The 25,376-nt window shown below is 62.1% G+C and carries 19 protein-coding genes and 1 riboswitch; of the genes, 10 read left to right on the top strand and 9 right to left on the bottom strand.

The window, feature by feature from the left end:
• The 3 genes from C5P05_RS09825 to C5P05_RS09815 form a co-directional block, all read right to left on the bottom strand.
• A complete protein-coding gene (locus C5P05_RS09825; RefSeq protein ID WP_420130740.1) occupies positions 1–2,544 on the bottom strand; it encodes a chemotaxis protein CheW in 2,544 nt (847 codons plus the stop codon).
• Positions 2,544–4,850 (bottom strand): EAL domain-containing protein, encoded by a 2,307-nt coding sequence (locus C5P05_RS09820; protein ID WP_114969658.1) that lies wholly within the window; start codon positions 4,848–4,850, stop codon positions 2,544–2,546. The genes C5P05_RS09825 and C5P05_RS09820 overlap by 1 nt, the downstream gene beginning before the upstream one ends.
• A 103-nt stretch (positions 4,851–4,953) precedes the next feature.
• Entirely contained in the window at positions 4,954–5,322 is a 369-nt protein-coding gene (locus C5P05_RS09815) for a hypothetical protein (RefSeq protein WP_157979279.1), read from the bottom strand.
• 224 nt (positions 5,323–5,546) lie between these two features.
• Between C5P05_RS09815 and C5P05_RS09810 the strand changes: the two genes are divergently transcribed.
• The gene (locus C5P05_RS09810) at positions 5,547–6,770 is read left to right on the top strand and encodes an MFS transporter (RefSeq protein ID WP_114969656.1); all 1,224 of its coding nucleotides are present in this window, start codon (positions 5,547–5,549) and stop codon (positions 6,768–6,770) included.
• Positions 6,771–6,804: 34 nt separating this feature from the next.
• On the opposite strand, the gene C5P05_RS09805 is transcribed toward C5P05_RS09810, so the two are convergent.
• Both C5P05_RS09805 and metH read right to left on the bottom strand, forming a co-directional pair.
• Positions 6,805–7,515 carry a glycine zipper 2TM domain-containing protein gene (locus tag C5P05_RS09805; RefSeq protein WP_114969655.1) on the bottom strand — a complete coding sequence of 237 codons (711 nt, stop codon included), beginning with the start codon at positions 7,513–7,515 and terminating at the stop codon, positions 6,805–6,807.
• 98 nt (positions 7,516–7,613) lie between these two features.
• Complete coding sequence (gene metH, locus C5P05_RS09800) at positions 7,614–10,349, bottom strand: methionine synthase (RefSeq protein WP_114969654.1); 2,736 nt, start codon at positions 10,347–10,349, stop codon at positions 7,614–7,616.
• Between the two features lie 25 nt (positions 10,350–10,374).
• Positions 10,375–10,445: riboswitch (S-adenosyl-L-homocysteine riboswitch) on the bottom strand.
• Between the two features lie 196 nt (positions 10,446–10,641).
• On the opposite strand from metH, the gene C5P05_RS09795 reads away from it, so the two are divergent.
• The 3 genes from C5P05_RS09795 to C5P05_RS09785 all read left to right on the top strand — a co-directional run bounded on the left by C5P05_RS09795 (position 10,642) and on the right by C5P05_RS09785 (position 13,555).
• Positions 10,642–12,873 (top strand): NADP-dependent isocitrate dehydrogenase, encoded by a 2,232-nt coding sequence (locus C5P05_RS09795; protein ID WP_114969653.1) that lies wholly within the window; start codon positions 10,642–10,644, stop codon positions 12,871–12,873.
• A 179-nt stretch (positions 12,874–13,052) separates the two neighbouring features.
• Entirely contained in the window at positions 13,053–13,304 is a 252-nt protein-coding gene (locus C5P05_RS09790) for a type II toxin-antitoxin system Phd/YefM family antitoxin (protein WP_114969652.1), read from the top strand.
• Positions 13,301–13,555, top strand: a complete 255-nt coding sequence (locus C5P05_RS09785) for a Txe/YoeB family addiction module toxin (protein WP_114969651.1) — start codon at positions 13,301–13,303, stop codon at positions 13,553–13,555. Before C5P05_RS09790 ends, C5P05_RS09785 begins: the two co-directional genes overlap by 4 nt.
• A gap of 34 nt (positions 13,556–13,589) precedes the next feature.
• On the opposite strand, the gene C5P05_RS09780 is transcribed toward C5P05_RS09785, so the two are convergent.
• Complete coding sequence (locus C5P05_RS09780) at positions 13,590–14,588, bottom strand: Gfo/Idh/MocA family protein (protein WP_114969650.1); 999 nt, start codon at positions 14,586–14,588, stop codon at positions 13,590–13,592.
• Between the two features lie 22 nt (positions 14,589–14,610).
• Positions 14,611–15,657 carry a homocysteine S-methyltransferase family protein gene (locus C5P05_RS09775; protein ID WP_114969749.1) on the bottom strand — a complete coding sequence of 349 codons (1,047 nt, stop codon included), beginning with the start codon at positions 15,655–15,657 and terminating at the stop codon, positions 14,611–14,613.
• A 93-nt stretch (positions 15,658–15,750) separates the two neighbouring features.
• On the opposite strand from C5P05_RS09775, the gene C5P05_RS09770 reads away from it, so the two are divergent.
• From C5P05_RS09770 to recQ, 4 genes are all read left to right on the top strand, one after another.
• Positions 15,751–16,728 (top strand): HlyD family secretion protein, encoded by a 978-nt coding sequence (locus C5P05_RS09770; RefSeq protein ID WP_114969649.1) that lies wholly within the window; start codon positions 15,751–15,753, stop codon positions 16,726–16,728.
• Positions 16,725–17,657 carry an ABC transporter ATP-binding protein gene (locus tag C5P05_RS09765; protein WP_114969648.1) on the top strand — a complete coding sequence of 311 codons (933 nt, stop codon included), beginning with the start codon at positions 16,725–16,727 and terminating at the stop codon, positions 17,655–17,657. Before C5P05_RS09770 ends, C5P05_RS09765 begins: the two co-directional genes overlap by 4 nt.
• Positions 17,654–18,790: an ABC transporter permease gene (locus C5P05_RS09760; protein ID WP_114969647.1), complete on the top strand. Its 1,137-nt coding sequence runs from the start codon at positions 17,654–17,656 to the stop codon at positions 18,788–18,790. The genes C5P05_RS09765 and C5P05_RS09760 overlap by 4 nt, the downstream gene beginning before the upstream one ends.
• Positions 18,791–18,984: 194 nt before the next feature.
• Positions 18,985–20,829, top strand: coding sequence for a DNA helicase RecQ (gene recQ, locus C5P05_RS09755; protein WP_114969646.1), 1,845 nt, complete (start codon positions 18,985–18,987; stop codon positions 20,827–20,829).
• Positions 20,830–20,849: 20 nt separating this feature from the next.
• On the opposite strand, the gene C5P05_RS09750 is transcribed toward recQ, so the two are convergent.
• Positions 20,850–21,122 (bottom strand): KTSC domain-containing protein, encoded by a 273-nt coding sequence (locus tag C5P05_RS09750; RefSeq protein WP_114969645.1) that lies wholly within the window; start codon positions 21,120–21,122, stop codon positions 20,850–20,852.
• Between the two features lie 386 nt (positions 21,123–21,508).
• A complete protein-coding gene (locus C5P05_RS09745) occupies positions 21,509–22,456 on the bottom strand; it encodes an NAD-dependent epimerase/dehydratase family protein (RefSeq protein ID WP_114969644.1) in 948 nt (315 codons plus the stop codon).
• 228 nt (positions 22,457–22,684) lie between these two features.
• Between C5P05_RS09745 and C5P05_RS09740 the strand changes: the two genes are divergently transcribed.
• Together C5P05_RS09740 and C5P05_RS09735 are read left to right on the top strand one after the other, a co-directional pair.
• Positions 22,685–23,581 (top strand): LysR family transcriptional regulator, encoded by an 897-nt coding sequence (locus C5P05_RS09740; protein ID WP_114969748.1) that lies wholly within the window; start codon positions 22,685–22,687, stop codon positions 23,579–23,581.
• 544 nt (positions 23,582–24,125) lie between these two features.
• Positions 24,126–25,286 carry a KAP family NTPase gene (locus C5P05_RS09735; protein ID WP_232834419.1) on the top strand — a complete coding sequence of 387 codons (1,161 nt, stop codon included), beginning with the start codon at positions 24,126–24,128 and terminating at the stop codon, positions 25,284–25,286.
• The last annotated feature ends 90 nt before the right edge of the window (positions 25,287–25,376 follow it).

Here is a 25,376-nt window from a genome sequence, read left to right as displayed (position 1 = left end):
TCAGCTGGCTTGAGCGACGCCGTCCCGAACCATCAGCAGCGCAAAAAGACTGCTGACATCGACCGCCTGAATTAGCAATTGGCCGCCGTTGGCCTTGATGAAGTACTTCACCAGCTTGCCATCTGAACTTCCGGTAAAAGGGGTCGGCATGATCTGGGCCGTGTTGAACTCCGGCACGCCATGCAGCGCATCGACCAGCAGGCCAATCGTCTGCTCGCCAAAGCGCACGATGATCACCTGGCTGCTCCGGTCGATGATGGCGGGCCGGCCGTGCAGCAGATAGCCCAGGTCAAAGACCCAAACCGAGCCCTTGTTCACCGCTTCATGCTGCAGCCCCAACAGGCCGATGCAAGCCTTGCGCTCATCCCGGGACACGGTTGAAATTTTCGACGCAGGCAGCGCCTCCAGCACATGCTCGGCGGGCAAGGCGAACAGGACGCCATCAATAAAGAAAGTGGCGAATTCGCGCCCCCCGATGGCATTCACTTCCGCTTGCAGCATCGTGTTGCCCTTGTGGCCGGCGCTCAGACGCCCGCGCACTTCACCAAACGAATCGTAGACCAGTGCCAGCACATCTTCACGGTAGCCATCCGACACCTTGAATTCCCGGTAGCCGCTGGACACCGTACAGCCCATGATCGCGTAATGCCCGTCGTGGATCACGATGCGTGACGCACTGCTGCCGTTGGGTAGATCGAGCAGGGTCTGGTCCAGTTTCAAGGTCGTGCCGACCGGGCGGCTCTGATCCGTGCTGGCAATCACGCAGCCCTGTCGGTCAACGAACAAGGCCGTCACCCCGGCCTTGTTGCCCAGGCCGCTGCGCAGCATGGCGTCCAGTTCAGGCGCTGAATCGAACACGATGCCGATGCCGCCGACCACGCTCGCATCGTCATCGGGGTCGCGGATGGCTGCGTGATACACATAGGTGGGCCGGCCACCGTACAGTGGACTGGGCGCAAACGGTGTCACGCAGTAGTCCTGCTCACTGCGCAGCGCGCGCACCTGCGCCAGCGTGTCGGTTTCGATGAAAGTTCCCAGCACCGTCCCGTCCTCCTGCTCGGGATGGGTGCTGGCCACAATGCAGCCGCTGGCGTCGTAGACGAAGATGCGGGTGTAGACCGTGTACAGGCGGTTGATGTAGTCCAGGATGAGGCTCATGCGCTCGATCTCTTCGCCGTCACGTTCCGGCGCCGCCAGTGCCACGCGCAACTCCGGCGTCAAGGCCCACCAGCGACAGTCATCCGAGCGCTCGTAGAGATTGCGGTCCAGCAGATCAACCAGCAGGTGCGACACGAATTCCGAATCACGCAGGCTGGACGCCAGCACCGTTTCATACAGATCGCCAATCGATTTGGCAAACAGCTCGTTGCTGCGGGCACCGGTTTCGCTGATCTGGTCCAGAATCGTCTTGAGCTTCATCTGCTCGCCGCGCTGGCCGGTCGTCATCACCTGGCCGTTCCACACCACGCGCTGGATGGTTTCAGCGGCCGTCATGATCTCGTACAGCGGGGGCGAAAAGGACTGGGCGTGCGACAGCAAACCTGCCGCGACGCCGGGATCGAGCGCTGCCAGGGTGCCGCTGCCACCGCCGGTAAACGCCACGTCAACCGGAATCATGACCTGGCCCTGCCAGCCCGGTGGCCCAGGATAGCCCTGGTAGCCCTCGGAACGGAAGGTGCGCACCAGGTATTCACGGCCCGCAAACATCATCAGTTTCGCGGTCGAGCCGGGGTTGACCGGCACCACGGCACCGGGTGGAATCCACAAGGCATCCGCACTTTCAATCACGCGATTCTCGCCATCGAGCAGCATCATGTTCGAGCGTCCGGCCGGATCGCGATGCGACTGGAAGATGCCCGCCATTTCCTGCTCGAAGTTAAAGCACAGACACAGCACGCCGACGACCACGCCGGTGTCCGGGTGCAGCATGCGGCGCGAATAAATCAGTGCCTGCTTTTTGGCCGGACGCAGATCCGTGGCACGAAAGGTTTCGACATAGGTGGTGCTGGCCAGCGTCTGGGCCAGCAGCGGATCGACGCTGCCTTCCAGCGGCGTGGCTTCGTCAATCTGCACCAGCACATTGCCGGCGGCGTCGAGCAGAATGATCTCGTCATACACCGTGTATTTGCTGCGGTAGGCGCGCAGCCGCTGGCGAATGGCGGGCGGGTTGTCGCTCAGGCCGGCGACAAAGGCGCACAGCTCGTTGTCGGTGGCCAGAAAACCCACATCGGCGGTGCGTTCAAACAGATTGCGCACCACGATGTCGATCACATACTGGGCTTTGGTGCCGATCTCATCGAGCACGGTGGCAATTTTTTCCTTCACCAGGCTGGCGACCAGCTCCTGCTCCAGACGATTGAATCCCTCGCGCGTGGCCGCCATGGTCGGCAAAATGGTCCTGGCTTCGACTGGGCAGTTCATCTTGGCCGAGGATTCGATCATGCGCCACATCAGGTTCAACTCGTGCAGCGATTGTTCGCAGCGAATCACGTCGCGCATGTAGGGCAGATAGGTGTCAATCTGCAGCGGGGCCGCGGTGTTCATCATGGGGTTGCCTGTTCGTTGGTGCTTTGTGAATGAGCGGCCATCAGCTCTGACACGGTCTTGGGGCGACCCAATAGAAAACCCTGAATCAGGCTGCAACCGAACTGGCGCAGGTAGATGAGTTGCGCATCGGTCTCGACGCCTTCGGCGATGACCTGCAGTTTCATATGCCGCCCCAGGTCCAGAATGGTGCGCACGATCGCGCCATCGCCCCGGTCGTGCGGCAGGCCGCTGACAAAGGAACGATCAATTTTCAAGGAGGAGATTGGCAGATTCTTCATGCGTGACAGCGACGAATGGCCCATGCCGAAATCATCCAGGCTGATCTTGAAGCCCAGTTGCCGCAAGGCGGCCATCACCGGAATGACCTTGTCGGGCTGCTTCATCACCAGGCCCTCGGTCAGTTCCAGGCAGAGGTGCTGCGGCGCCACCCCGCACGCCTCCACCACGGCCATCAACTCAGCTGGCAGACGGGCATTGACAAACTCGGGCGCCGCCATGTTGACGTTGACCTGCAAGTCCTTAAAGCCGGCGCGCTGCAGAAGGGCCAAATCATGGCAGGCGCGCTTGACCACCCAGCGGCCGATCTGCACGATCAGGCCGCTCTGCTCCGCCACCGGGATGAACACGTCGGGCGGCACCACGTCGCCGCCGGGCCGCCGCCAGCGAATCAGCGCCTCGACCGCGACCATGTGCTCGGCGTCGCGGCCAAACACCGGCTGGTAGACCAGAAAGAATTCGTCGCTCACCAGCGCGTGCTGCAATTCGGCTTCCATCGTCAATTGCCGGGCCAGCGCCGAGCGTTGCTCGGCCAGGGTCCCGGCGGTACCGCTTGAGAAAAAACTCAGTCCGTTGCGTCCGCCGTGTTTGCGGCGGTACATGGCGGCATCGGCGCTGCGCATGAGCTCCGAGCCGGTCCAGCCGTTGTCGGGGAAGATGCTGACCCCCACGCTGGCCGACACCGTCAATTCCTGACGCTCGAACAGAAAGGGCTGGCGCGCGGCCAGCAACACGCGCTCGCCCAGGGCCTGCAGTTGCGCGATCGAACCGGCCGGCGTCACCAGAATGGCGAACTCATCGCCACCCAGCCGGCCCACCGCACACCCGGGCAGATCAAGTCGCTGCAAGCGCTGTGCAAAGTCATGCAAGACCAGATTCCCGGCCTCGTGGCCGAAGGCGTCGTTGATTTGCTTGAATCGGTCGAGGTCGATGTTCAGGACCGCGAACGAGGCGCCCGATGAGGTGGCGCTCAGGCACGCCGCATCCAGCAGATGGTGAAAATGCTTGCGATTGGCGAGGCCGGTCAGGTCATCGACCTGCGCCAGCTGCCGGATCAGTTCCTGCTGCTCCAGGCGCTGTACCGTCTGCGCAATCAATGCGCCTATGGTCGTGGCGAGGCTGGGCAACTGGGCCTCGCGCTGGCGTGACAGACTGCTGTAGAACTCCAGCACGCCATGGCTGTGGCGGCGTCCGCCATCCGTCACATAAGACACCGGAAACGCATAGCCTGACTGCAAGCCGCACTCATGGGCGCTTTGACAACGCAAGAAATCCGTGCCGTTGACCATGTCTTCCACCCAGGCGGGCCGCATGGTGCTCCAGACGTTGCCGACCAGACCCTCGCCCGGCGCCAGACGCAGCGTGGCGCTTTGCCGGCGGAAGGACGCTAGCGGATAGTCCGGCTGGTGCCACTGATACTTGCAGGCCAGCCGATGGTCGCCCATCTGTTGCTGCTCAAGTGACCAATAGGCGCCGCACTCCCAGCCCAGGTTGTCACACACCAGTTGAATCACCTTGGTCACGGCCTCGCCCAATGTCGGCGTGCCGATGAGAAACTGGGTCGACTCGAAGCAGAAGCGCTCCCGCATCGCGGCCAGCCGGGATGAGGTGACATCGACCACGACCCCGGTCTGCACGCTTGGCCCGGGCAGGCGCAGGGGCTCCGACACCAGACGCAGCCAGCGCAAACCGTCAAACTCGTTGATGATGCGAAATTCGCATTCGACGGCCTGGCCGGGCTCACGCAGGGCGGCCATCAGGCGCAAGACATCGTCCGGGACCACCTGTTCGAAACAGCTGTTGCCGGTGCGGTGCAGCCCGGCGTTGACGTCCAGCAGGTTCGCCGCCCCGGTCGACAACACCCATTGGCCGGTCTGCGGCTCGCACCACCAGCGGCCGAACAAGCCTATTTTTTCAGCGGCGTCGGGCAAACTCGCCTGTAGCAATGCCGGCCCCAGTTTGCGGGTCAGGTCCGAGACGTGTGGGGCGGTGGGATCGGGACGGGACAACAAAGAAGGTTCAAGCATGGCAGCCTAACGACCCGGTTTTCGGGCGAAGACCGGCTAGGTACGCAACATTGATGCCAGTTGCGCCCTGTGGGGAAGCGATGCGCTTGCTGCTGACCTGCGCTCAGGTGCGCAAGCGGCGCGGGCGTGCCATCTGGGCGGCCGGCAAGAGGCCGGTGAACATGAGTGTGATGACCGCGAGGCGCGCGTGGGCGACGGACTCGCCCAGCAGGCCGGCCAGCAGCGTCATCATGTCGCTGCGCAGGTACCACAGTGCCTGGATGTCGGGTGCGTAGAGGACGCGTGCCCAAACCCGTGCCAGTTGGTGGCTTTCGCTCAAACCGGAGAGACTGTCCAGCATCGCCTGACGAATGTCCTTGATGCGGCTCTCGGGGTGGGGGTCCCGCACTGGTTCGCCAAACAGGCTCATCAGGCTGGACGCAAATTTTGATTTTTTCCAGCTCATTTTTTTTAAGAAAAGTTGCCATGCCATGGTTTGCCCACAAACCGCAGCACCGTGATGGGGCCAAGCACCTGCGTCATCGCAAAACGCCGTCGCATGGATTGCACCATTAAGTGGCGGCGCCAGTCGTTTCATTTCGTGAGGACATGTAACAGCGTCCTTACATGCTTTTGCTACTTAATTTATAGCTGTATGCGCTTATTTGACGAGGGCTAGACCCTTGTTTTTCATAAATATTTGCCATAATCCAGTCCATGCAAGACCCTGTTTCCCACGACCGCCGCCTGGTGGGCTGGCTGTCGCTGGCGCAACTGATCAGCTGGGGCAGCATTTTTTACATGTTTGCCCTGGTGATGGCGCCGGTGGAGCGCGAACTGGGCTTGAGCCGGGCGGAATCCTCGCTGGCCTTCAGCCTGGCCTTGCTGGTCGAGGGCTTCATGGCCTATCCGGTGGGCCGCTGGATTGAGCGCGGCCATGAGCGCGCCGTCATGACCGGGGGCTCGGTGCTGGCCGGTGTTTGCCTGGTGCTGCATGGCTTCGTCACCGATGTGATCGGCTTCTACGCGGTCTGGGCCGGGCTGGGCGCCGCCATGGCGGCCGTTTTGTATTCACCGGTCTTTGCCGTGGTCACGCGGCGTTTCCCCCATGATTTCCGTCGCGCCATCATCACCATGACGTTTCTGGGCGGGCTCGCCAGCACGGTGTTCATCCCGCTGACCGCCTGGTTGATCACCGCCTGGGGCTGGCGCCATGCGCTCACGGGGCTGGCGGCGCTGCACCTGCTGGTCTGCGCCCCGCTGCATGCGTTCACGCTGCGTGGTGCGCCGCGGCCCGTGCCACACGACGCGTCCGGCAGCGCCGCCATGCCCCAAAATCTGTCCCGCCATCTGCGCAGTGCCCCGTTCCTGCTGATCGGGGTGTTCGTGATTCTGATGATGGCGGTGACGGTCGCCTTGCCGGCGCACATGGTGAGCTTGTTGCGTGAGAACGGCCTGCGCGAGGCTTGGGTGATTGCCATCCCGGCCAGCATCGGCCTCATTCAGGTGCTGGGCCGCCTGCTCCTGTATTTCTTTGAGCAGCATTTCGATCTGCATCTGGCCAACCGGCTGATTCCGTGCCTGATTCCGCTGGGGCTGCTGGCCTTGCTGGCAGCACCCCTGGCCGCAGAAGGACAAGTCGCGGTAGTGCTCCTGTTTGTGCTGCTGTACGGCATGGGCAACGGCATGCTGACCATCGTGAAAGGCACGGCCATGGCGCAGTATGTGAACCGCGAGCACATGGCCAGCCTGAATGGGGCGCTGGGTGTACCGCTGGCGCTGGCACGCGCCGCTGCGCCCTATCTGCTAGGTGTGTTGTGGACGCAGCAATCGGGTTATACGCATGGTGTGTGGCTGTTGCTGGCCCTCAGCCTGGTTGGCGTGGCCGCCTTGATGCGCGCGCAGCGGATCGCCCTGGCGCGTCGCCCGCAGCCGGCCTGAGCCTCGGAGTCTGCTCGGCACGGCGGCCGCCGATTTAGCGGCTGGCGGATTGCAGGCTGTTGCCCTCAACTCTCACTTTGGTCCCAACCGTGGCCGAGGTGCTCTGCTCCACGGTGTGGGTGCTGCCATCTTCCATCCGCACACGCACCTCGTACACGGTTTCCTTCTTCATCTTTTTCTCCACGGTATTGCCGGCGAAGCCACCACCGACGGCGCCCAGGATGGTGGCCAGGGTCTTGCCATTGCCGGCGCCCACCTGGTTGCCCACCACCGCGCCCAGGACACCGCCGGCGATGGCACCGCCGCCGCTGCCGCTGCCGTCGCGCTGGATCGGCGTGACCGACTCCACCGTGCCGCAGTTGGCGCAGAACGGCCGGCTCACCCGGCCCTCAGGGTCACGGGCCGAGGCATTTGTGCCCGTGTCACGCTCGCTTCTGTTTGCTACTGATTTCGTAGCCGTTGGCGCATGATTGGCGGGGGCTAAAGTCCTTTTTGGTGTCAATACCTTGGCGCCATCGGAGGGTGCCGCGAGTGCGGCTGCCGACCCCGGCGCGGGGGTCACCGCCTCGAAGGGGGCGGACGGCGTGGGGGACAGCACGGCGAGGCTGGGCTCTTCCGGCTGGGTCTGGATGTGAATCAGGGTGGCGCCCATGGCCAGCACGGCAACCGCGAGCACGCCGACCGCCGCCCACAGCGGTTTACTGGCAGTCGAGCTGGGTGAGGGGTTCTTTAACGTAGCGCTCATGATGGTTTTCCTTGGCAGAGATCCGCAATGGATCTGACTGCGCCAAAGGTAAACCAATTGCTGCAAAGCAGCGTGTCCAGTTTGTAACCTTAGGTAAATTACAGGTTCGGCGCCAGCAGGCGCTGCAGTGCCTGCTCGTTCATGTGCCGGCGTGCCGCCAGGTCTTTCAGCTGGTCGTCGCCAATTTTGCCGACGCTGAAATAGGTGCTGTCGGGGTGCCCCAGATAGAAGCCGCTGACGCTCGCCGCCGGCGTCATGGCCAGGCTCTCGGTCACGCCCATGCCGATGTCATGGCACTGCAGCAGCTCAAACATGTCTTGCTTGACGCTGTGGTCGGGGCAGGCCGGGTAGCCGGGCGCCGGGCGGATGCCCTTGTATTTTTCCGCTATCAGCTCTTGCGGCGTCAGCGCTTCGCTGGGCGCGTAGCCCCACAAGTCGGTGCGCACGCGGTGGTGCAGGTATTCGGCAAAGGCTTCCGCCAAGCGGTCCGCCATGGACTTCAGCATGATGGCCGAGTAGTCGTCGTGTGCGTCTTCAAACAGCTTCTCGCGCTTGTCCACGCCAATGCCGGCGGTCACGGCGAACACGCCGGCGTAGTCCTGTGCCACGCCCTTGGGCGCGACGAAATCGGCCAGGCAACGGCTGGGCCGCATCACGCCGTCGATCTCATGCTTTTCGGTTTGCTGGCGCAGGCCGTACCAGGTCATGGCGACCTCGCTGCGGCTCTCGTCGGTGTAGAACTCGATGTCGTCGTCATTCACCGTGTTGGCCGGGTACAGGCCGATCACCGCATTGGCGGTGAGCCAGCGGCCTTCGATCAGCTTTTTCAGCATGGCCTGGCCGTCGGCATACACCTTGGTGGCCTCGACACCGACGATCTCGTCCTTGAGAATCGCGGGAAACGGTCCGGCCAGATCCCAGGTCTGGAAGAACGGGCCCCAGTCGATGAACTTGGCCAGTTCGGTCAAATCGAAATTCTTGAAGACGCGGCGGCCCAGGAACTTCGGTTTGGTGGGCGTGTAGCGGGCCCAGTCCACCGGCGTCTTGTTGGCACGCGCTTTCGCCAGCGGCCACATCGGCGTCTGCTTCTTGTTGGCGTGCTGCTGGCGCACCCGTTCGTAGTCGGTGTTGAGCTCGGCCACGTAATCCGCCACCTGGTCCGACAGCAGGCCTTGCGCCACGCTCACGCTGCGCGAGGCGTCCGGCACATAGACCACCGGGCCTTCGTAATGCGGCGCAATCTTGACGGCGGTATGCACGCGCGAGGTGGTGGCGCCGCCAATCATCAGCGGGATTTTCTTGATGCGGAAGTAGTCGTCCTTTTGCATCTCGCCGGCCACGTACTGCATCTCCTCCAGGCTGGGCGTGATCAGGCCGGACAGGCCCACGATGTCGGCGCCCTCGACCTTGGCGCGGGCCAGAATCTCGTGGCAGGGCACCATCACGCCCATGTTGACGACGTCGAAGTTATTGCATTGCAGTACCACGGTGACGATGTTCTTGCCGATGTCGTGCACATCGCCCTTGACGGTGGCGATGATGATCTTGCCCTTGGTGCGCACGTCGCGCCCGGCCGCCTCGTCCAGCCGTTTTTCTTCCTCGATATAGGGAATCAGGTGTGCCACGGCCTGCTTCATGACGCGCGCGCTTTTAACCACTTGCGGCAGGAACATCTTGCCCTGGCCAAACAGATCGCCGACGATGTTCATGCCCGCCATTAGCGGGCCTTCGATCACATGCAGCGGCCGCCCGCCCTTGGCCAACACATTTTGATACGCTTCTTCCGTGTCTTCGGTGATGAAGTCGGTCACGCCGTGCACCATGGCGTGGCTCAGGCGCTGCTCTACCGTGGCCGGGTGCTCGGCCGTGCCGCGCCACTCCAGCTTTTTGCTCTCGTCCTTGGCCGCGCCCTTGGCGTTTTCCGCGATCTCCACCAGCCGTTCACCAGCGTCAGGCCGGCGGTTCAGCACCACGTCTTCGACCCGTTCGCGCAGTTCCGGCTCCAGGTCGTCATAGACGCCGACCATGCCGGCGTTGACGATGCCCATGTCCATGCCGGCTGAAATGGCGTGGTACAAAAACACGGTGTGAATCGCCTCGCGTACCGGGTCGTTGCCGCGAAAACTGAACGAGACATTGGACACGCCGCCCGACACCTTAGCGCCCGGCAGGTGCTGCTTGATCCAGCGCGTGGCGTTGATGAAATCGACGGCGTAGTTGTTGTGCTCCTCGATGCCGGTGGCAATGGCGAAGATATTGGGGTCGAAGATGATGTCTTCCGGCGGAAAACCCACCTCGTCCACCAGGATGCGGTAGGCGCGCTCGCAAATATTGATCTTGCGCTCGTAGGTATCGGCCTGGCCCTGCTCGTCAAACGCCATCACCACGGCAGCCGCACCGTAACGGCGCAGCAATTTGGCCTGGTGCTTGAACTGCGCCACGCCTTCCTTCATGCTGATCGAATTGACCACCGGCTTACCCTGCACGCAGCGCAGGCCGGCCTCGATCACGCTCCACTTGCTGGAGTCAATCATGATCGGCACGCGGCAAATGTCGGGCTCGGAGGCGATCAGGTTCAGGAAGCGCACCATGGCGGCCTGACTGTCGAGCATGGCCTCGTCCATGTTGATGTCGATGATTTGCGCGCCGTTTTCCACCTGCTGGCGAGCCACCGCCAGCGCCTGCTCGAACTCGCCATTCAAAATCATCCGGGCGAAGGCCTTGGAGCCGGTCACATTGGTGCGTTCGCCAATGTTGACAAAAAGCGAGTCGGCGCCAATGTTCACCGGCTCCAGACCGGACAACTTCATGGGGGGAACAACGATATCGGACATGCGTCTCACCTGTAAATGACAAAAAAGCAGGTGAGCGTGGTTGGGACTATCCAAGCCTGACGGGTCGGCTGACCCGCTGCAACGCTCCTTGGAAGCTGGCTATTTTAAGGGGTTTGCCCGGGTGCCCGCTGGAGCGCCCGGAATTGACGATTCGGCGGTTTGGGGCTATACCCTGAATGTCATAAATGGCGGTATCCATGCTTAATTTGCATCCTTTTCGTTTGATGAAATGCGGATCCCATATAGTGGCACGACAAATCATCCCTCCCCACACACACACGAGAAGACAGTAATGACAGCTTCAAAAATCATCTACACACTCACAGATGAGGCGCCATTGCTGGCGACCTTTTCTTTTCTGCCCGTGATCCGGACCTTTACCGCCCCGGCGGGCATCGACATTGTCGAGAGCGATATTTCGGTCGCGGCGCGGGTTTTGGCCGAGTTTCCGGAGTACCTTAACGACAGACAAAAAGTGCCCAATACGCTGGCTGAACTGGGCAAGAAAACCGGGGAGCCGGACACCAATATCATCAAGCTGCCCAATATCAGCGCTTCGGTCGGCCAGCTGATCGCCTGTATTCGTGAACTGCAGGGCAAGGGCTACGCCATTCCTGACTTTCCCGAAGATCCCAAGACGGACGAAGACAAAGCGATTCGCACCCGTTATTCCAAGTGCATCGGCAGCGCCGTGAACCCCGTGCTGCGCGAAGGCAACTCCGACCGGCGCGCTCCTCGTGCCGTCAAGGAATACGCGCGCAAGCACCCGCATGCCATGGCGGAGTGGAGTCAAGCCTCACGCTCGCATGTCTCGCACATGCACCATGGCGACTTCTACCACGGTGAAAAGTCCCTGACGCTGGACAAGGCCCGTGACGTCAAGATGGAGTTGATTACCAAGAGCGGAAAGGCCCTGGTGCTCAAGCCCAAGGTGTCGCTGCTGGCCGGCGAGATCATTGACAACATGTACATGAGCAAGAAGGAGCTGGTGGCCTTCTACGAAAAGGAGATTGATGACGCACACAAGACGGGCGTGATGTTCTCGCTGCACGTCAAGGCCACGATGATGAAGGTGTCCCACCCCATCGTGTTCGGCCATTGCGTGAAGATTTTCTACAAGGATGCTTTCGCCAAGCACGGTGCGCTGTTCGACGAACTCGGTGTCAACGTCAACAACGGCATGGCCAATCTGTACGACAAGATCGCCACGCTGCCGCAATCCAAGCGCGAAGAGATCCAGCAAGACTTGCACGCCTGCCATGCCAACCGTCCCGAGCTGGCCATGGTGGATTCGGCCAAGGGCATCACCAACTTTCACTCGCCCAACGACATCATCGTGGATGCGTCCATGCCCGCCATGATCCGCAACGGCGGCAAGATGTGGGGCGCCGATGGCCGCCTGAAGGACGTGAAGGCCGTGATGCCGGAGTCGACCTTTGCCCGCATTTACCAGGAGATGATCAACTTCTGCAAATGGCACGGCAATTTTGACCCGCGCACCATGGGCACCGTGCCCAACGTCGGCTTGATGGCCCAGCAGGCCGAGGAATACGGCTCGCACGACAAGACCTTCGAGGTGGCCGAAGACGGCGTCGCCAACATTGTTGATATCGCCAGCGGCGAAGTCTTGTTGTCGCAGAACGTTGAAGCCGGCGACATCTGGCGCATGTGCCAGGTCAAGGACGCGCCGATTCGCGACTGGGTCAAGCTGGCCGTGAACCGCGCCCGCAACTCCGGCATGCCGGCCATTTTCTGGCTCGACCCGTACCGTCCGCACGAAGCCGAACTGATCAAGAAGGTCACGACCTACCTGAAGGATTACGACACCACCGGCCTGGACATCCAGATCATGTCGCAGGTGCGCGCCATGCGTTTCACCCTGGAGCGCGTCATCCGCGGGCTGGACACCATCTCGGTGACCGGCAACATCCTGCGCGACTACCTGACGGATCTGTTTCCGATCATGGAGCTGGGCACCAGCGCCAAGATGCTCTCCATCGTGCCCCTGATGGCTGGTGGCGGCATGTTCGAGACCGGCGCCGGCGGCTCTGCCCCCAAGCACGTCAAGCAACTGGTGGAAGAAAACCACCTGCGTTGGGATTCGCTGGGCGAGTTCCTAGCCCTGGCGGTGTCGCTGGAAGACTTGGCTCTCAAGACCGGCAACAACAAGGCGAAGATTCTGGCCGAAACGCTGGATGCCGCCACAGGCGTGCTGCTGGACCACAACAAAGGCCCGTCGACCCGCACCGGCGAGTTGGACAACCGCGGCAGCCATTTCTACCTCGCCATGTACTGGGCCCAGGCGCTGGCTGCGCAGACGGACGACAAGGACTTGCAGGCGCATTTCGCGCCGCTGGCCAAGTCACTTACCGACAGCGAGCAGCAGATCGTGGAAGAGTTCAAGGCCGTGCAAGGCCAGCCGGTCGATATTGGCGGCTATTACCTGGCTGACCCCGTGAAAGTCACGGCGGTCATGCGCCCGAGCAGCACCTTCAATGCCGCATTGACGGCTGCGCAAGGCTGAGGGTCAAATCAGACTGATCCGTGCCACGGTGCGGATTGGCAAGGGCAGAAGGAGAGAATCCTTCTGCCCTTTTTGTTTTCTGGTGTTCTAGACGGCTTCCCAGCGCCCGCTGCTGCCGACTCAAGTGCGTTAAACGCACTAAGTATGTACAATAACACGTACATATAAAGAGGTGTTTTATGGATGCTGTGACCTATTCTTCGGCCCGTGCCAACCTGGCCAGCACGATGAACCGTGTTTGCGAAGACCACGAAGCCTTGATCATCACGCGCAATGGCGAACAATCGGTGGTGATGCTGTCGCTGGAAGACTACAACGCGCTGGAGGAAACGGCGTACCTGCTGCGCAACCCCACCAATGCCAAACGTCTTCTGTCTGCCATCGGACAACTGAACACTGGCAAGGGCACGGAGCGGGAATTGGCCTCGTGAGGCTGGTCTTTGCTGACGAAGCGTGGGAGGACTATCTCTATTGGCAAAAGCAGGACGAGCGAATGGTGGAGCGGATCAACAAGCTGATTCGTGAAACACAGCGCGAACCCTTTGCCGGCGTTGGGAAGCCTGAGCCGCTGAAGCACGCGTTGTCGGGATATTGGTCCCGGCGCATCACGGACGAACATCGCATGGTTTACAGGATCGAGGATGACGCGTTGCTGATTGCGCAACTGCGCTACCACTACTGAGTTAAGTGGCTTCTTGGGCGGCTTCTTGGCCGCGTCAAACGTCTTCCCAGCGCCCGCTGTTGCCGGATTTGAAGAGGGCATCGATCACGCGCATGTTGCAAATCGCATCTTCCACGCCGTAGGGCAGGGGAATCTCGCCGCGCACCGCCTGCGAAAAGGCATCGCCCTGCAGTGTGTACATATTGCAAGGCGCCAGGGTCTCAGTCACGGCAGACGCCCCGCCCGGCGTGCCGGCATTGTCCAGAAAAATCCGGGTCGTACCGCCCAGCGGGGCGTTGAACGGGATTTCGAGTTCCACGCGCTGCTGGGTGCCAATCACCTGCACGCGCTGGTAGGGCACGGACTGGGTGGACACCGTGAAGTCCAGCCGGCGCCCATTGCCAAAATCCAGAATCGCGCTGGCGGTACGGTCGGTCTGGAACTCCGGGTCGAGGTCCAGCAAGGCCATCACGCGCAGCGGCTCAGTCTCGAACAAAAAACGCCCCGCCACGATGGGGTAGCAGCCAATGTCGTACAGCGCGCCGCCACCTGTCTCCAGCCGGTTCCGAATATTGTCCGGCTGGCGGTTGAAGAACGAGAAAAAGGCCTGCACCGCGCGCAGCTCACCCAAAGCCCCGCTGCGCACCAACTCGCGCGTGCGCAGCCATTGCGGGTGAAAGCGCACCATGAAGCCTTCCATGATGTGGACCTTGTCCGCCACCTCGCGCAGCTCGGCCGCCTGCGCGGCATTCAGCGCCATCGGTTTTTCGCACAGCACATGCTTGCCGGCGCGTGCGGCGGCCAAGGTCATCGGCACATGCAAGTCGTTGGGCAGGGGGTTGTAGATGGCCTCGATCTCGGGGTCGGCAAACAGCGCTTCGTAGGAGCCATAGGCCTTGGCAATGCCCATGTCGGCCGCCACCGCGCGGGCCTGGTCCAGCGAGCGCGAGGCAATGGCGCCGATGTGGCTCCATTGCCCTTGCTGCAGGGCCGGAATGACCTTTTCACGCCCGATCTTGGCGGTGCTGAGCACGCCCCAGTTGACTTTTTTCATGGTGACGGGCTCGGTTACCGGCTCAGGCCGCTTCTTTGTAGAAGAACGATTTTTGCAGCGCCCGCCCGGGCAGCGGCGCCACCGCCTCGCGGATCGCGCCGATGTGTTCGGGCGTGGTGCCACAGCAGCCGCCCACGATGTTGACCAGGCCCTCGGCGGCAAATTCATGCAGCAGCCGGCTGGTGTCCGCTGGCGTCTCGTCAAAGCCGGTGTCGCTCATCGGGTTGGGCAGGCCGGCGTTGGGGTAGCAGCTGATGAAGGTGTCCGGCGCCACGCGCGCCAGCTCCTGGATGTAGGGCCGCATCAGCGCCGCACCGAGGGCGCAGTTCAGGCCGACGGCCAGCGGCTGCGCATGGCGCACGCTGTACCAGAAGGCGGTGACGGTCTGGCCGCTCAGGATGCGCCCGGAGGCATCGGTCACGGTGCCGCTGATGATCAGCGGCAGGCGCTCGCCCGAGGCTTCAAAGTACTCGTCAATCGCGAACAGGGCGGCTTTGGCGTTGAGCGTGTCGAAAATGGTTTCCACCAGCAGCGCATCGCTGCCGCCTTCCACCAGCGCCTCGACCTGTTCGTAATAGGCGGCGCGCAGCTGTTCGAAGCTGACGTTGCGCGCGCCGGGGTCGTTCACATCGGGGCTGATGCTGGCGGTCTTGGGCGTTGGGCCCAGCGCGCCCAGCACAAAGCGCGGGTGCTCGGGGGTGGAGAACTTGTCGCAGGCGGCACGGGCTAACTTGGCCGAGGCGAAGTTCATCTCGCGCGCCAGATTCGCCATGTCGTAATCGGCTTGCGCCACGGTGGTGGCGCCAAAGGTGTTGGTCTCGATCAGGTCGGCGCCAGCGGCCAGGTAGCGCTCGTGAATGTCGGTGATCACGTCCGGGCGCGTCAGCGACAGCAATTCGTTGTTGCCCTTCACATCCTTGTGAAAGTCCTTGAAACGCTCACCGCGGTACTGCGCCTCGTCCAGCTTGAAGCGCTGGATCATGGTGCCCATGGCGCCGTCCAGGATCATGATTCGGTTCGCCAGAATGGCGGGCAGGGCTTGGGCGCGGGTATATTGAAGTGGTTTCATAGCGGGTGCATTGTAGAAAAGATCGAATTCCTGCGCGCCCGGCCCGTGTTTGACCCGCCGGGCAAAAGCCGGTGAGGACTTGAAAGAAAACAAATGAATAGTTTCAAGACATGCTGCGCCTTGTGGCTGGCCCCGCTGCTGTTGCTGGCGGCGGGTTGCCAGCCGAAGGCGGCGCCGGGCTGGTCCGGCTATATCGAAGGCGACTACGTCTATGTGTCCTCGGCCCTGGGCGGCACCCTGTCGCAGCTGAACGTGCGCACCGGCGATCAGGCCACGAAAGACATGCCCTTGTTCGCGCTGGAAGCCGAGAGCGAGCAGGCGGCGCGCCTCGAAGCCGACGCCCGGCTGGCGCGCGCCAATGCCCAGCTCGCCAACACCGCCAAGGGCAAGCGCAGCGACGAAATTGCGGTGATTCAGGCCCAGATCAGCCAGGCCAACGCGCAGGCCAGGCTGACCGCGGCGGAACTCGCGCGCGAGGAGCAGTTGGTGCGGCAAGGTTTTGTGTCTGCCGCGCGGCGCGACGAGTTGCGTGCGGCGCAGGCCCAAAGCAGCGCGCGGCTGGACGAGCTGGCGGCCCAGCTGCGCGTGGCGCGGCTGCCGGCGCGTATTGACGAGCAGGCCGCCGCCGTGGCCGACACCGATGCCGCCCGCCAGTCCCTGCGTCAATCGGCCTGGCGCGAGGCGCAAAAAGCCCGCACGGCACCGGCCAGCGGTCTGGTGGCGGATACGTTTTTTCGCGTCGGCGAGTGGGTGCAAGCGGGTCAGCCGGTGCTGGCGCTGCTCCCGCCTGGCAATGTCAAGGCGCGCTTTTTTGTGCCCGAAGGCCTGGTGGGCCGGCTCCAGGTGGGCGCGGCGGTCCAGATCGTGTGCGACGGCTGCGCGGCGCCGATCCCGGCCCAAATTTCCTTCATCTCGAATCGGGCCGAGTACACGCCGCCGGTCATTTACTCTAACGCGCAGCGCGCCAAGCTGGTGTTCATGGTGGAAGCGCGGCCCAGCCCGGCCGACGGCGCCCGGCTCAAGCCCGGCCAGCCGGTCGATGTGCTGCCGGTGGCCGGGGCCACGCCGTGACCCTGGCGGTTGACGTCAGCGGCCTGACCAAGCGTTACGGCGGGCGCGCCGTCGTCGACAACTTGTCGATCCAGCTGGAAACCGGACGCATCTGCGGCTTTCTCGGGCCCAACGGCAGCGGCAAAACCACCACCATCCGTATGCTGTGCGGGCTGCTGACGCCCGACAGCGGCTCGGGCACCTGCCTGGGGCTGGACATCATTCGCCAGGCGGCGCAGATCAAGCACCAGGTCGGCTACATGACGCAGCGCTTTGGCCTGTACGAAGACCTGACGATCCGCGAAAACCTGGACTTCGTGGCCCGCCTGTTCGAGCTGCCGCAACGCAAGCAGGCGGTGGACCAGACGCTGGGGCGCCTCGGCTTGACGGATCGCCAGCGCCAGCTAGCCGGTGCCCTGTCCGGTGGCTGGAAACAGCGCCTGGCGTTGGCGGCCTGCCTATTGCACGAGCCGCGCCTCTTGCTGCTCGACGAGCCGACCGCCGGCGTTGACCCCAAAGCGCGGCGCGATTTCTGGGATGAAATTCACCGGCTGGCGGCGCAGGGCATCACGGTGCTGGTCTCGACCCACTACATGGACGAGGCGGCCCGCTGCCACGAACTGATGTACATCGCCAACGGCCAGGTGCTGACACGCGGCACGCAGGCCGACATCATCGAGCGGGCCGGCCTGGCCGTCTGGTCCATCGTCGGTGAGCATCTGGAGGCCCTGGTGGCGCCGATCCAGGCCTTGCCCGGCGTGCTCAGCGTTTCGGCGTTTGGCAATACCCTGCATGTGGCCGGCGTTGATCCGGCGCTGCTGGAAGCTTCGCTTGCACCGTACCGGGAACGCCCCGAGCTGCAATTGACGCCTGCCCAGGCGGATCTGGAAGATGTGTTCATCAGCCTGATGGACCAGGCGCGTGACACCGACCGGGGAGTCGCCGCATGAGCGCCTCCTTCTCCTTCGCGCGCGTGGCGGCCATCATCATCAAGGAGTTCCAGCAGATGATGCGCGAGCGCCTGACCTTTGCCATGGCCATCGGCGTGCCGGTGATGCAGCTGATCCTGTTTGGCTACGCCATTAACAACGACCCCAAGGGCTTGCCGACCGCGCTGGTGGCCTACGACAACGGGCCGCTGGCACGCAGCCTGGTGGCCTCTGTCCAGAACACCGGTTATTTCCACATCGTGGCCCAACCGACCACCGAGGTGCAGGCGGAGCGCCTGCTGGAAACCGGCGAGGTCCAGTTCGTGCTGGCGATTCCGCCGGATTTCTCCAGGCGCGTGGTGCGCGGCGAAAAACCCGCCGTGCTGGTGGCGGTAGACGCCACCGACCCGTCCGCCGCCAGCAACGCCATCGCGGCTCTGGGGCAAATCACGCCGCTGGCGCTGGCGCATGACCTCAAGGGCGCGCTGGCCGGGCTGCAGTCGCGCGAGCCGCCGTTCGAGCTGCGCATTCACCGCCGCTACAACCCCGAAGGCCTGACCCGCTACAACATCGTGCCCGGTCTGATCGGCACCATTCTGACCATGACCATGGTGATGCTGACCTCGCTGGCCATGACGCGCGAGCGCGAGCGCGGCACCATGGAAAACCTGCTGGCCACGCCGGTGCGGCCGTTCGAGGTGATGGTGGGCAAGATCACGCCCTACATCATCATTGGTTACGTGCAGTTGATCGTCATTGTGCTGGCGGCCATTCTCTTGTTTCAGGTGCCGATCGTGGGCAGTTTTACGCTCCTGATGGCGGTCATTGGCTTGTTCATGCTGGCCAATCTGGGCGTGGGCTTTACCTTCTCGACCCTGGCGACCAACCAGCTGCAGGCGATGCAGATGACGTTTTTCTTCTTTCTGCCCTCAATGCTGCTGTCTGGCTTCATGTTCCCGTTTCGCGGCATGCCGCCGTGGGCGCAGGGCCTGGGCGAAATACTGCCGCTGACCCATTTTTTGCGGGCCGTGCGCGCCATCATGCTCAAGGGCGCCACCTTCAGCGAAATCGCCGCCAACCTCTGGCCGATGGCCTTGTTTTTGCTCGTCGTCGGCGCCATCGCCCTCAAACGTTACCGCCAGACGCTGGACTGAAGTCGGGTCAGTTCCAAATCCCGGGACAATAGGGGTGTTTACCTCGTCGTCATGGCGAGCGCAGCGCGGCAATCCATGGCTCCCGGATTGCCGCGCTGCGCTCGCAATGACGAGGTTATGGCAGTTTTATATAAGAAATTGACCTCTAGCCCCCGTATAGTCTGCGCAAGCAGCTATTAAATTTATAGCTACAGATTTTGTCTATCCATCTCATTCTTCAAGAAGTCTTCGGCTACGGCGAGTTCCGCGGGCCGCAGCAAGCCATCATCGAGCACGCTGTGGCGGGCGGCGACGCACTCGTGCTGATGCCCACCGGCGGCGGCAAATCGCTGTGTTACCAGATTCCGGCGATCGCGCGCGAGCAGGCCGGGCAGGGCATCACCGTGGTGATTTCGCCGCTGATCGCGCTGATGCACGACCAGGTCGGCGCGCTGCACGAAGCCGGGGTCAGCGCCGCGTTTCTCAATTCCACCCTGTCGTTCGAGGAAGCCGCGCAGGTGGAAAAACGCCTGCTGCGCGGCGACATCACCTTGCTGTATTGCGCGCCCGAGCGGGTGACGACGCCGCGTTTCCTGGCGCAGCTCGACTCCTTGTACGAGCGCGGCAAATTGAGCCTGTTTGCCATCGACGAGGCGCACTGCGTGAGCCAGTGGGGCCATGACTTCCGACCCGAATACCGCGCCTTGACGGTGCTGCACGAGCGCTATGGCAACGTGCCGCGCATCGCGCTCACCGCCACCGCCGACACACTGACCCGCGCCGATATCGTGGAGCGTCTGCAGTTGCAGGACGCGCGCCTGTTTCTCAGCAGCTTTGACCGTCCCAACATCAGCTACACCATCGTGGAAAAGACGCAGGCCACGCAGCAGCTGCTGCGCTTCATCTCCAACGAGCACCGGGGCGAGGCCGGCATCGTCTACTGCCAGTCGCGCAAACGGGTGGAAGAGATTGCCAATATGTTGTGCGACGAGGGCATCGCGGCCTTGCCCTACCACGCCGGGCTGGACACCAAGGTGCGCCAAGCCAACCAGGACCAGTTTCTGCGCAGCGAAGGCATTGTGATGGTGGCAACAATAGCTTTCGGCATGGGCATTGACAAGCCCGATGTGCGTTTTGTCGCGCACCTGGACATGCCGAAAAACATCGAGGGCTATTACCAGGAGACCGGCCGCGCCGGGCGCGACGGCGAGGCCGCCGACGCCTGGATGTGCTACGGCTTGCAGGACGTGGTGAACCAGCGCCGCATGATCGACGAGAGCCCGGCCGGCGAAGAATTCAAGCAGGGCCTGCGCGGCAAGCTCGATGCGTTGCTGGGCCTGAGCGAGGCCACCGATTGCCGCCGTGTGCGCCTGCTGCACTACTTTGGCGAGGAGAGCAAAGCCTGCGGCAATTGCGACAACTGCCTGCGGCCGCCGGCGGTGTGGGACGGCACCGATTGCGCGCGCAAGCTGCTCAGCACCATTTACCGCGTGCAGCAGATGGGCGGCAGCTATGGCGCGGTGCACATCATGGACATTCTGCGCGGCAAATCCACCGAGAAGGTGACGCAGCGCGGGCACGAAACCCTGAGTACCTTTGGCATTGGCTCGGCCTTCAGCGAAGTACAACTGCGCGGCGTGCTGCGCCAGCTGATCGCCATCGGCGCCGTGGCGGTCGATGCCGAGGCCTTCAATACGCTGAAGCTGACCGAGGGTTCGCGCGCCGTGCTCAAGGGCGAGGTGCCGGTGCAGCTGCGCGAATCGGTCTCGACCCCGGCCGAGCGCAAGGCCAAACGCGGCAGCACCGCTTCGGTGGTCAAGGCACCCGCATCACTGGACGCCGAGGGTCAGGCGCGCTACGTGGCATTGAAAGCCTGGCGTGCCGAGGTGGCGAAAGAACACAACCTGCCCGCCTACGTGATTTTTCACGACGCCACCCTGGTCGCGATTGCCGAACGCGCACCGCAATCGCTGGACGACCTGCAGGGCCTCAGCGGCATTGGGGCGAAAAAGCTGGAGGCTTATGGGGACGAGGTGTTGCGGGTGATGGAGAGTGTCTGATGGCCTTCTGGCCGAACCACTCAGTCCCCACCCCCAAACAGGTCATTGAGCTTCTTGGCGCCATCTGGCGCCGCACTGGACGTCATCGGTATGCCCTTCGGATACTCCTCGGCGATCCGGTCCTCCCAGTACGTCGTCGGGTTGGGTGCGCTGCAAAGCCGCCGATAAACCTCTTCAGGAACCTGCTTGTAGGCCAGGACGGTTTTGTTGTCCCAATGCAGGTCTAGCTGTCGCGATGCGGTGTCGTAGTCGGCCTTCTTGATGCGGCCGCTTGTGAACGTCTTGGTGGGCATGTCTGAGTTCTCCCATAGAAGGTCGGCAAGGCGAGATGCTGCAAGTTTACTCAGGTTGTTGTGCCAGTCGATGGTGCAGTCTGAATGCCCGGAAGCCCCTTTGCTGACATATGCCGAGCCAGATTGGGCGCCCGAAACCTGACATTCGAGCCATCGACAAGTGGACTTCAGCTTTCGACTGAGTTGACGCTCGACTCTTTGGATTTGGCGCCGAAGAACCGTCGTTCGTTGACGGGCTTTGCACCTCTCGCGCTGAAGCCCAACGCGACCTTGACGACAGAAGCCCAGGGGGAGTGTGACAGCGTACCCGCACAGGTCGTCTGGTTCCTCATCGTGCCACCATCAATGCCCCCGGCTCGTCGTCCTCCTCAGGCTGCAACGGCCAGCTAGCGTTTGCTCGCCACGGCGGCTAGCGTCTGACGAATGCCTTCCGCATACGGCGTCTTGCGAATCGGTCCGATCAATTGCTGCAGCGCTGAGTCGTCCATGATCACCGGATCGGTCAGCAGGTAATTCATCTCGACCATCTCGCGCACGACGGGTTTGAAAAGACCGATCAGGCGCAGCATTGTCTTGCCTGCTACCCGCAGCTTGAGCCTCTTGCCGGTCTGACGTTCCATCTCCGATACCAGCTCGCGCTGCGAGGTGATGCCCGCGCCTGCTAAGTTCCAGATCTTCCCGAATGCGGCTGGAGTGTCCACCAGCTTGGCGACCACGGGACCGACATCGGGCACGAAGACGAACTCATGCGGCGGGTCGATCGGCCCGACCATGTCCGCCGTGCCGCCATTGACGGCGGCCACCGCTGGGAGGTGCAGCAGGCTGGTCTCTACGCCGGGACCGTAGAAGTCCGGCAGGCGCAAGACGGTCGCGTTGATCCGGCCGTCCGCGTGCGCCTGCATCAGCAGTTCCTCCTGCGCCTTGCGCATGCGTCCCTTGAAGGAATTCGGCTCACGGGGCTGATCTTCCCGGACCGGGTTGGCCTTCGTCATGCCGTAGGGGTAGACGGTACCGATCAAGATGATGTTCTTGACCCCCGCAGCGATGGCGCCGGCAAGCGTCTTGCGCATGAGTTCGGGGTGAAGCTCGAACTGCCAGTAGTTCACGCCGACCAGGTAGATCAGCGTCTTGACACCAGTTGCCGCGGCCCGCACGGAGGCCGGCGAGTCGGGGTTCCAGGTGACGATCTCGGCCAGCCGATCGGCGCCGAAGGCCTTGCGCAGGCTCGCTTCGGTGCGACCGATCACACGGTAGGGCTTGCCTTCGCTGCTGAGGGCGGCGGCGATGCTTTGACCGATGGCGCCAGCGGCGCCGAACAGGGCTACTTTAGACATGAAAATTCTCCCGGGGTTGAACTTAAGTTGAATGAGGGGGAAAGAGGGCCGTAGCGATCAACGAGACGCGCGACAGCGCGGCCTTCAGATCCGTGGCGAGGGCCGAGTTGTTCATGCTGGGCGCCGTTGAGGTCGAATGCTGTCGTTGCTATGGATTGCAGTTTACAAAATCGTCGGGTAAATGAAAATTACCTAAAATCGCATTACCTCTATAAATAAATGCATACCATGACCGAGAATGAGCCGAACTGGGAGTGGTACCGAACCTTCCTCAGGGTACTGGAGACCGGTTCGCTGTCGGCAGCTGGACGCACCATGGGGCTGACCCAGCCGACGGTCGGACGCCACATCGACAGCCTCGAGACGGCGCTCGGGTTGAAGCTGTTCACGCGCACATTCGATGGCTTTGCGCCGACGGACGCCGCGCTCGAACTGCTGCCCTATGCCGCTGGTCTGGCAACGACCGCGGCAGCGCTGCGCAGGGTGGCCAGCAGCCACGGATCAGGCGTTCGCGGGACGGTGCGCCTGACTGCGAGCGAGGTCATCGGCGTCGAGGTGCTCCCTCCGATCCTTGCGGCGCTGCGCAGGGAACACCCAAAGTTGATCATCGAACTGGTTCTGTCGAACAAGGTGGACGATCTGCTGCATCGCGAGGCCGACATTGCTGTCCGCATGTTCCGGCCTTCACAGGACGCGCTGGTGGCCAAACGGGTTGGCGGCGTCGAAGTGGGGCTGCACGCACATGAGCGCTACCTGACGGAGCACGGCGTGCCCAAATCAATGGATGAGTTGTCGGGGCACGCGATCATTGGTTTCGATCACGAGAATGCGTTCATCCGGAAGTTGCAGGATCAGTTCCCGGCGTTCTCGCGGGCTGCCTTTGCATTTCGTGCCGACAGCGACCTGGTGCATCTGGCTGCTATCCGCGCAGGCTTCGGCATCGGCATTTGCCAGTCGGCGCTGGCGGCGAGGGACGAAGCAATCGTTCGCGTATTGAAGACCAAGTTTTCGCTGACGATGGACACCTGGATCGCGATGCACGAAGACCTGCGAGAGAGCCCACGCTGTGCGGTGACTTTCGCGGCGCTCGCGGCGGGGCTAAGTGCATACCTGCGGCGCCCATAGACTCCGATCACATTTCCACGTCCGACATTGATCCAGAGGCCCTTTGCCAAGGGCGTTCGTTCTATTGGAGATGACGAGGTCGGCGTATCGGAACAGCTGAGAGCAGACGTTCGCGCGTGAACGCAATTGGCCGAGACTTGACCGCCACCTGAGTTCAACGAGCACCCGCTTCGCTGCAATCCGGGTCCACAGCTTTCTCCATACCTGACTTTCAATTTTGACGGTCGGGTTCGGGTGATTGTGACCGGCTCCAGAAGACCCTTTGCCGCCGGTCACGACAGGCAGCTTACGGGTTACCCAATTCATTGCCCTTCAAAAGCCGTTCGTGGCGGACTTCAACGGGCACAAGCTGCCTTTCGTTTCGCTCGTCCGAACGACAGCTTCAGATTAGTACAACATTTGGAGTACGAATTTAGGCTCAAACCATTGGCTGGTGCTGGTGAGTGAGAACTTGGCCAGACCCTTTTGCACATCTAGAGTGATATCGTCGGCTGCAATGTCGACAGGAGCGCGGACTCGCCGCGCTGTATCAGGAGGATGATCAATGAACGTTTCAAAGCCAGCGATGAAGATGCCCGAGCTACTGGTCTTTGCCAGGTTGTTCATAGTTGGCTTTGTTGGGGCAGAGATCTGCCGGGCTACCTTTTACCTTGGTGGCGGGTTCGCTCAGGAGCTAAATGACATTTCTCTCTGGGCGAAGGTCGTTGGGATTTTCACCGGACTGGCGCTCTGTCTGACTTATGCAGTCAGACGAGGCGCATCCGTTGCCGCTACGCGAATGGTTCGCAGTTTTCGGCTTGACTTGCTGATGGCGATAGGCGTCGGAGTTTGGTCCAACGCACTGACCTTGCCGTGGCTTTCGAAATTCCATGCAGCGCTGAGATCTGCGGATCCTCATTGGGCGCCAGTCGTTTTTCTCCTTCTCTGCACTGTACTGTTATCGCCCCTCTTTCAGCAGTACTGGCCGAGGCCAAAGAAGGTACCTCCGCAGCTGTACTTCATCACGGACGAGGAAATCGATGACAAGAGGGACGATTTGCTGGCGAGCGAGAGTCAGGCAACGTCGTTCGCAGAGACAGTCCTCGCAAGCGGCGCACACCCAGGGCTGGTTTTTGGTGTCGATGGCCCATGGGGTGTCGGCAAGACCAGCTTCATCAACCTTGCTGAGCGCTACTGGGAAAGTGCCGCGGACAAGGTCATTGTTTGTCGATTCGAGCCACTCCGCTATGCCTCTGAGCCTGACCTTGCGGATCGCCTTATTCGCGATCTATCGGCCGCCATCCAAAGCAAGGTCTTCGCACCAGAGTTCAGGCCAGCGGCGTCCCGGTATACCCGATTGATCAACGGAAAGGCCGACGTTTCTTTCCTAGGTTTCAAGCTTTCACTGGAGCCCTCGCAGGAAACGGTCGATGAACTTCTCGATGACATTGACGATGTTCTTCGCCGCATCGGCCGTCGCGTAATCATCGTTATCGACGACCTGGATCGCTTGGACGCGAAAACAACGAACAATGTGTTGTTCGCAACGAAGCGCACGTTCAAGCTCTCTCAGGCCACTTACGTCCTCTGCTATGACACCGAGGTCCTTGCGGGCAGCATGGAAGAGGGGTCGAGAGCGCGTGAGTTCCTGGAAAAGTTTGTGACGATCAAGCTAAGCCTGTTTGTCGACAGTGTCCTGGTCAAGTTTTTTCGTACAGACCGATAGGTTGTTTGATTGCCGATTTCTGCTCGAAAGCATTGGGTGGCAAGTTGCCCAGTGTGGAGTGCAACCGCTGGCTGTTGTAGAAGCTGACGA

The sequence above is a fragment of the Rhodoferax ferrireducens genome (assembly GCF_003347515.1).
Taxonomy (GTDB): domain Bacteria; phylum Pseudomonadota; class Gammaproteobacteria; order Burkholderiales; family Burkholderiaceae_C; genus Rhodoferax.
The sequence above is the reverse complement of the archived record's forward strand: the minus strand, read 5'-3'. Positions and strand labels throughout refer to the sequence as shown.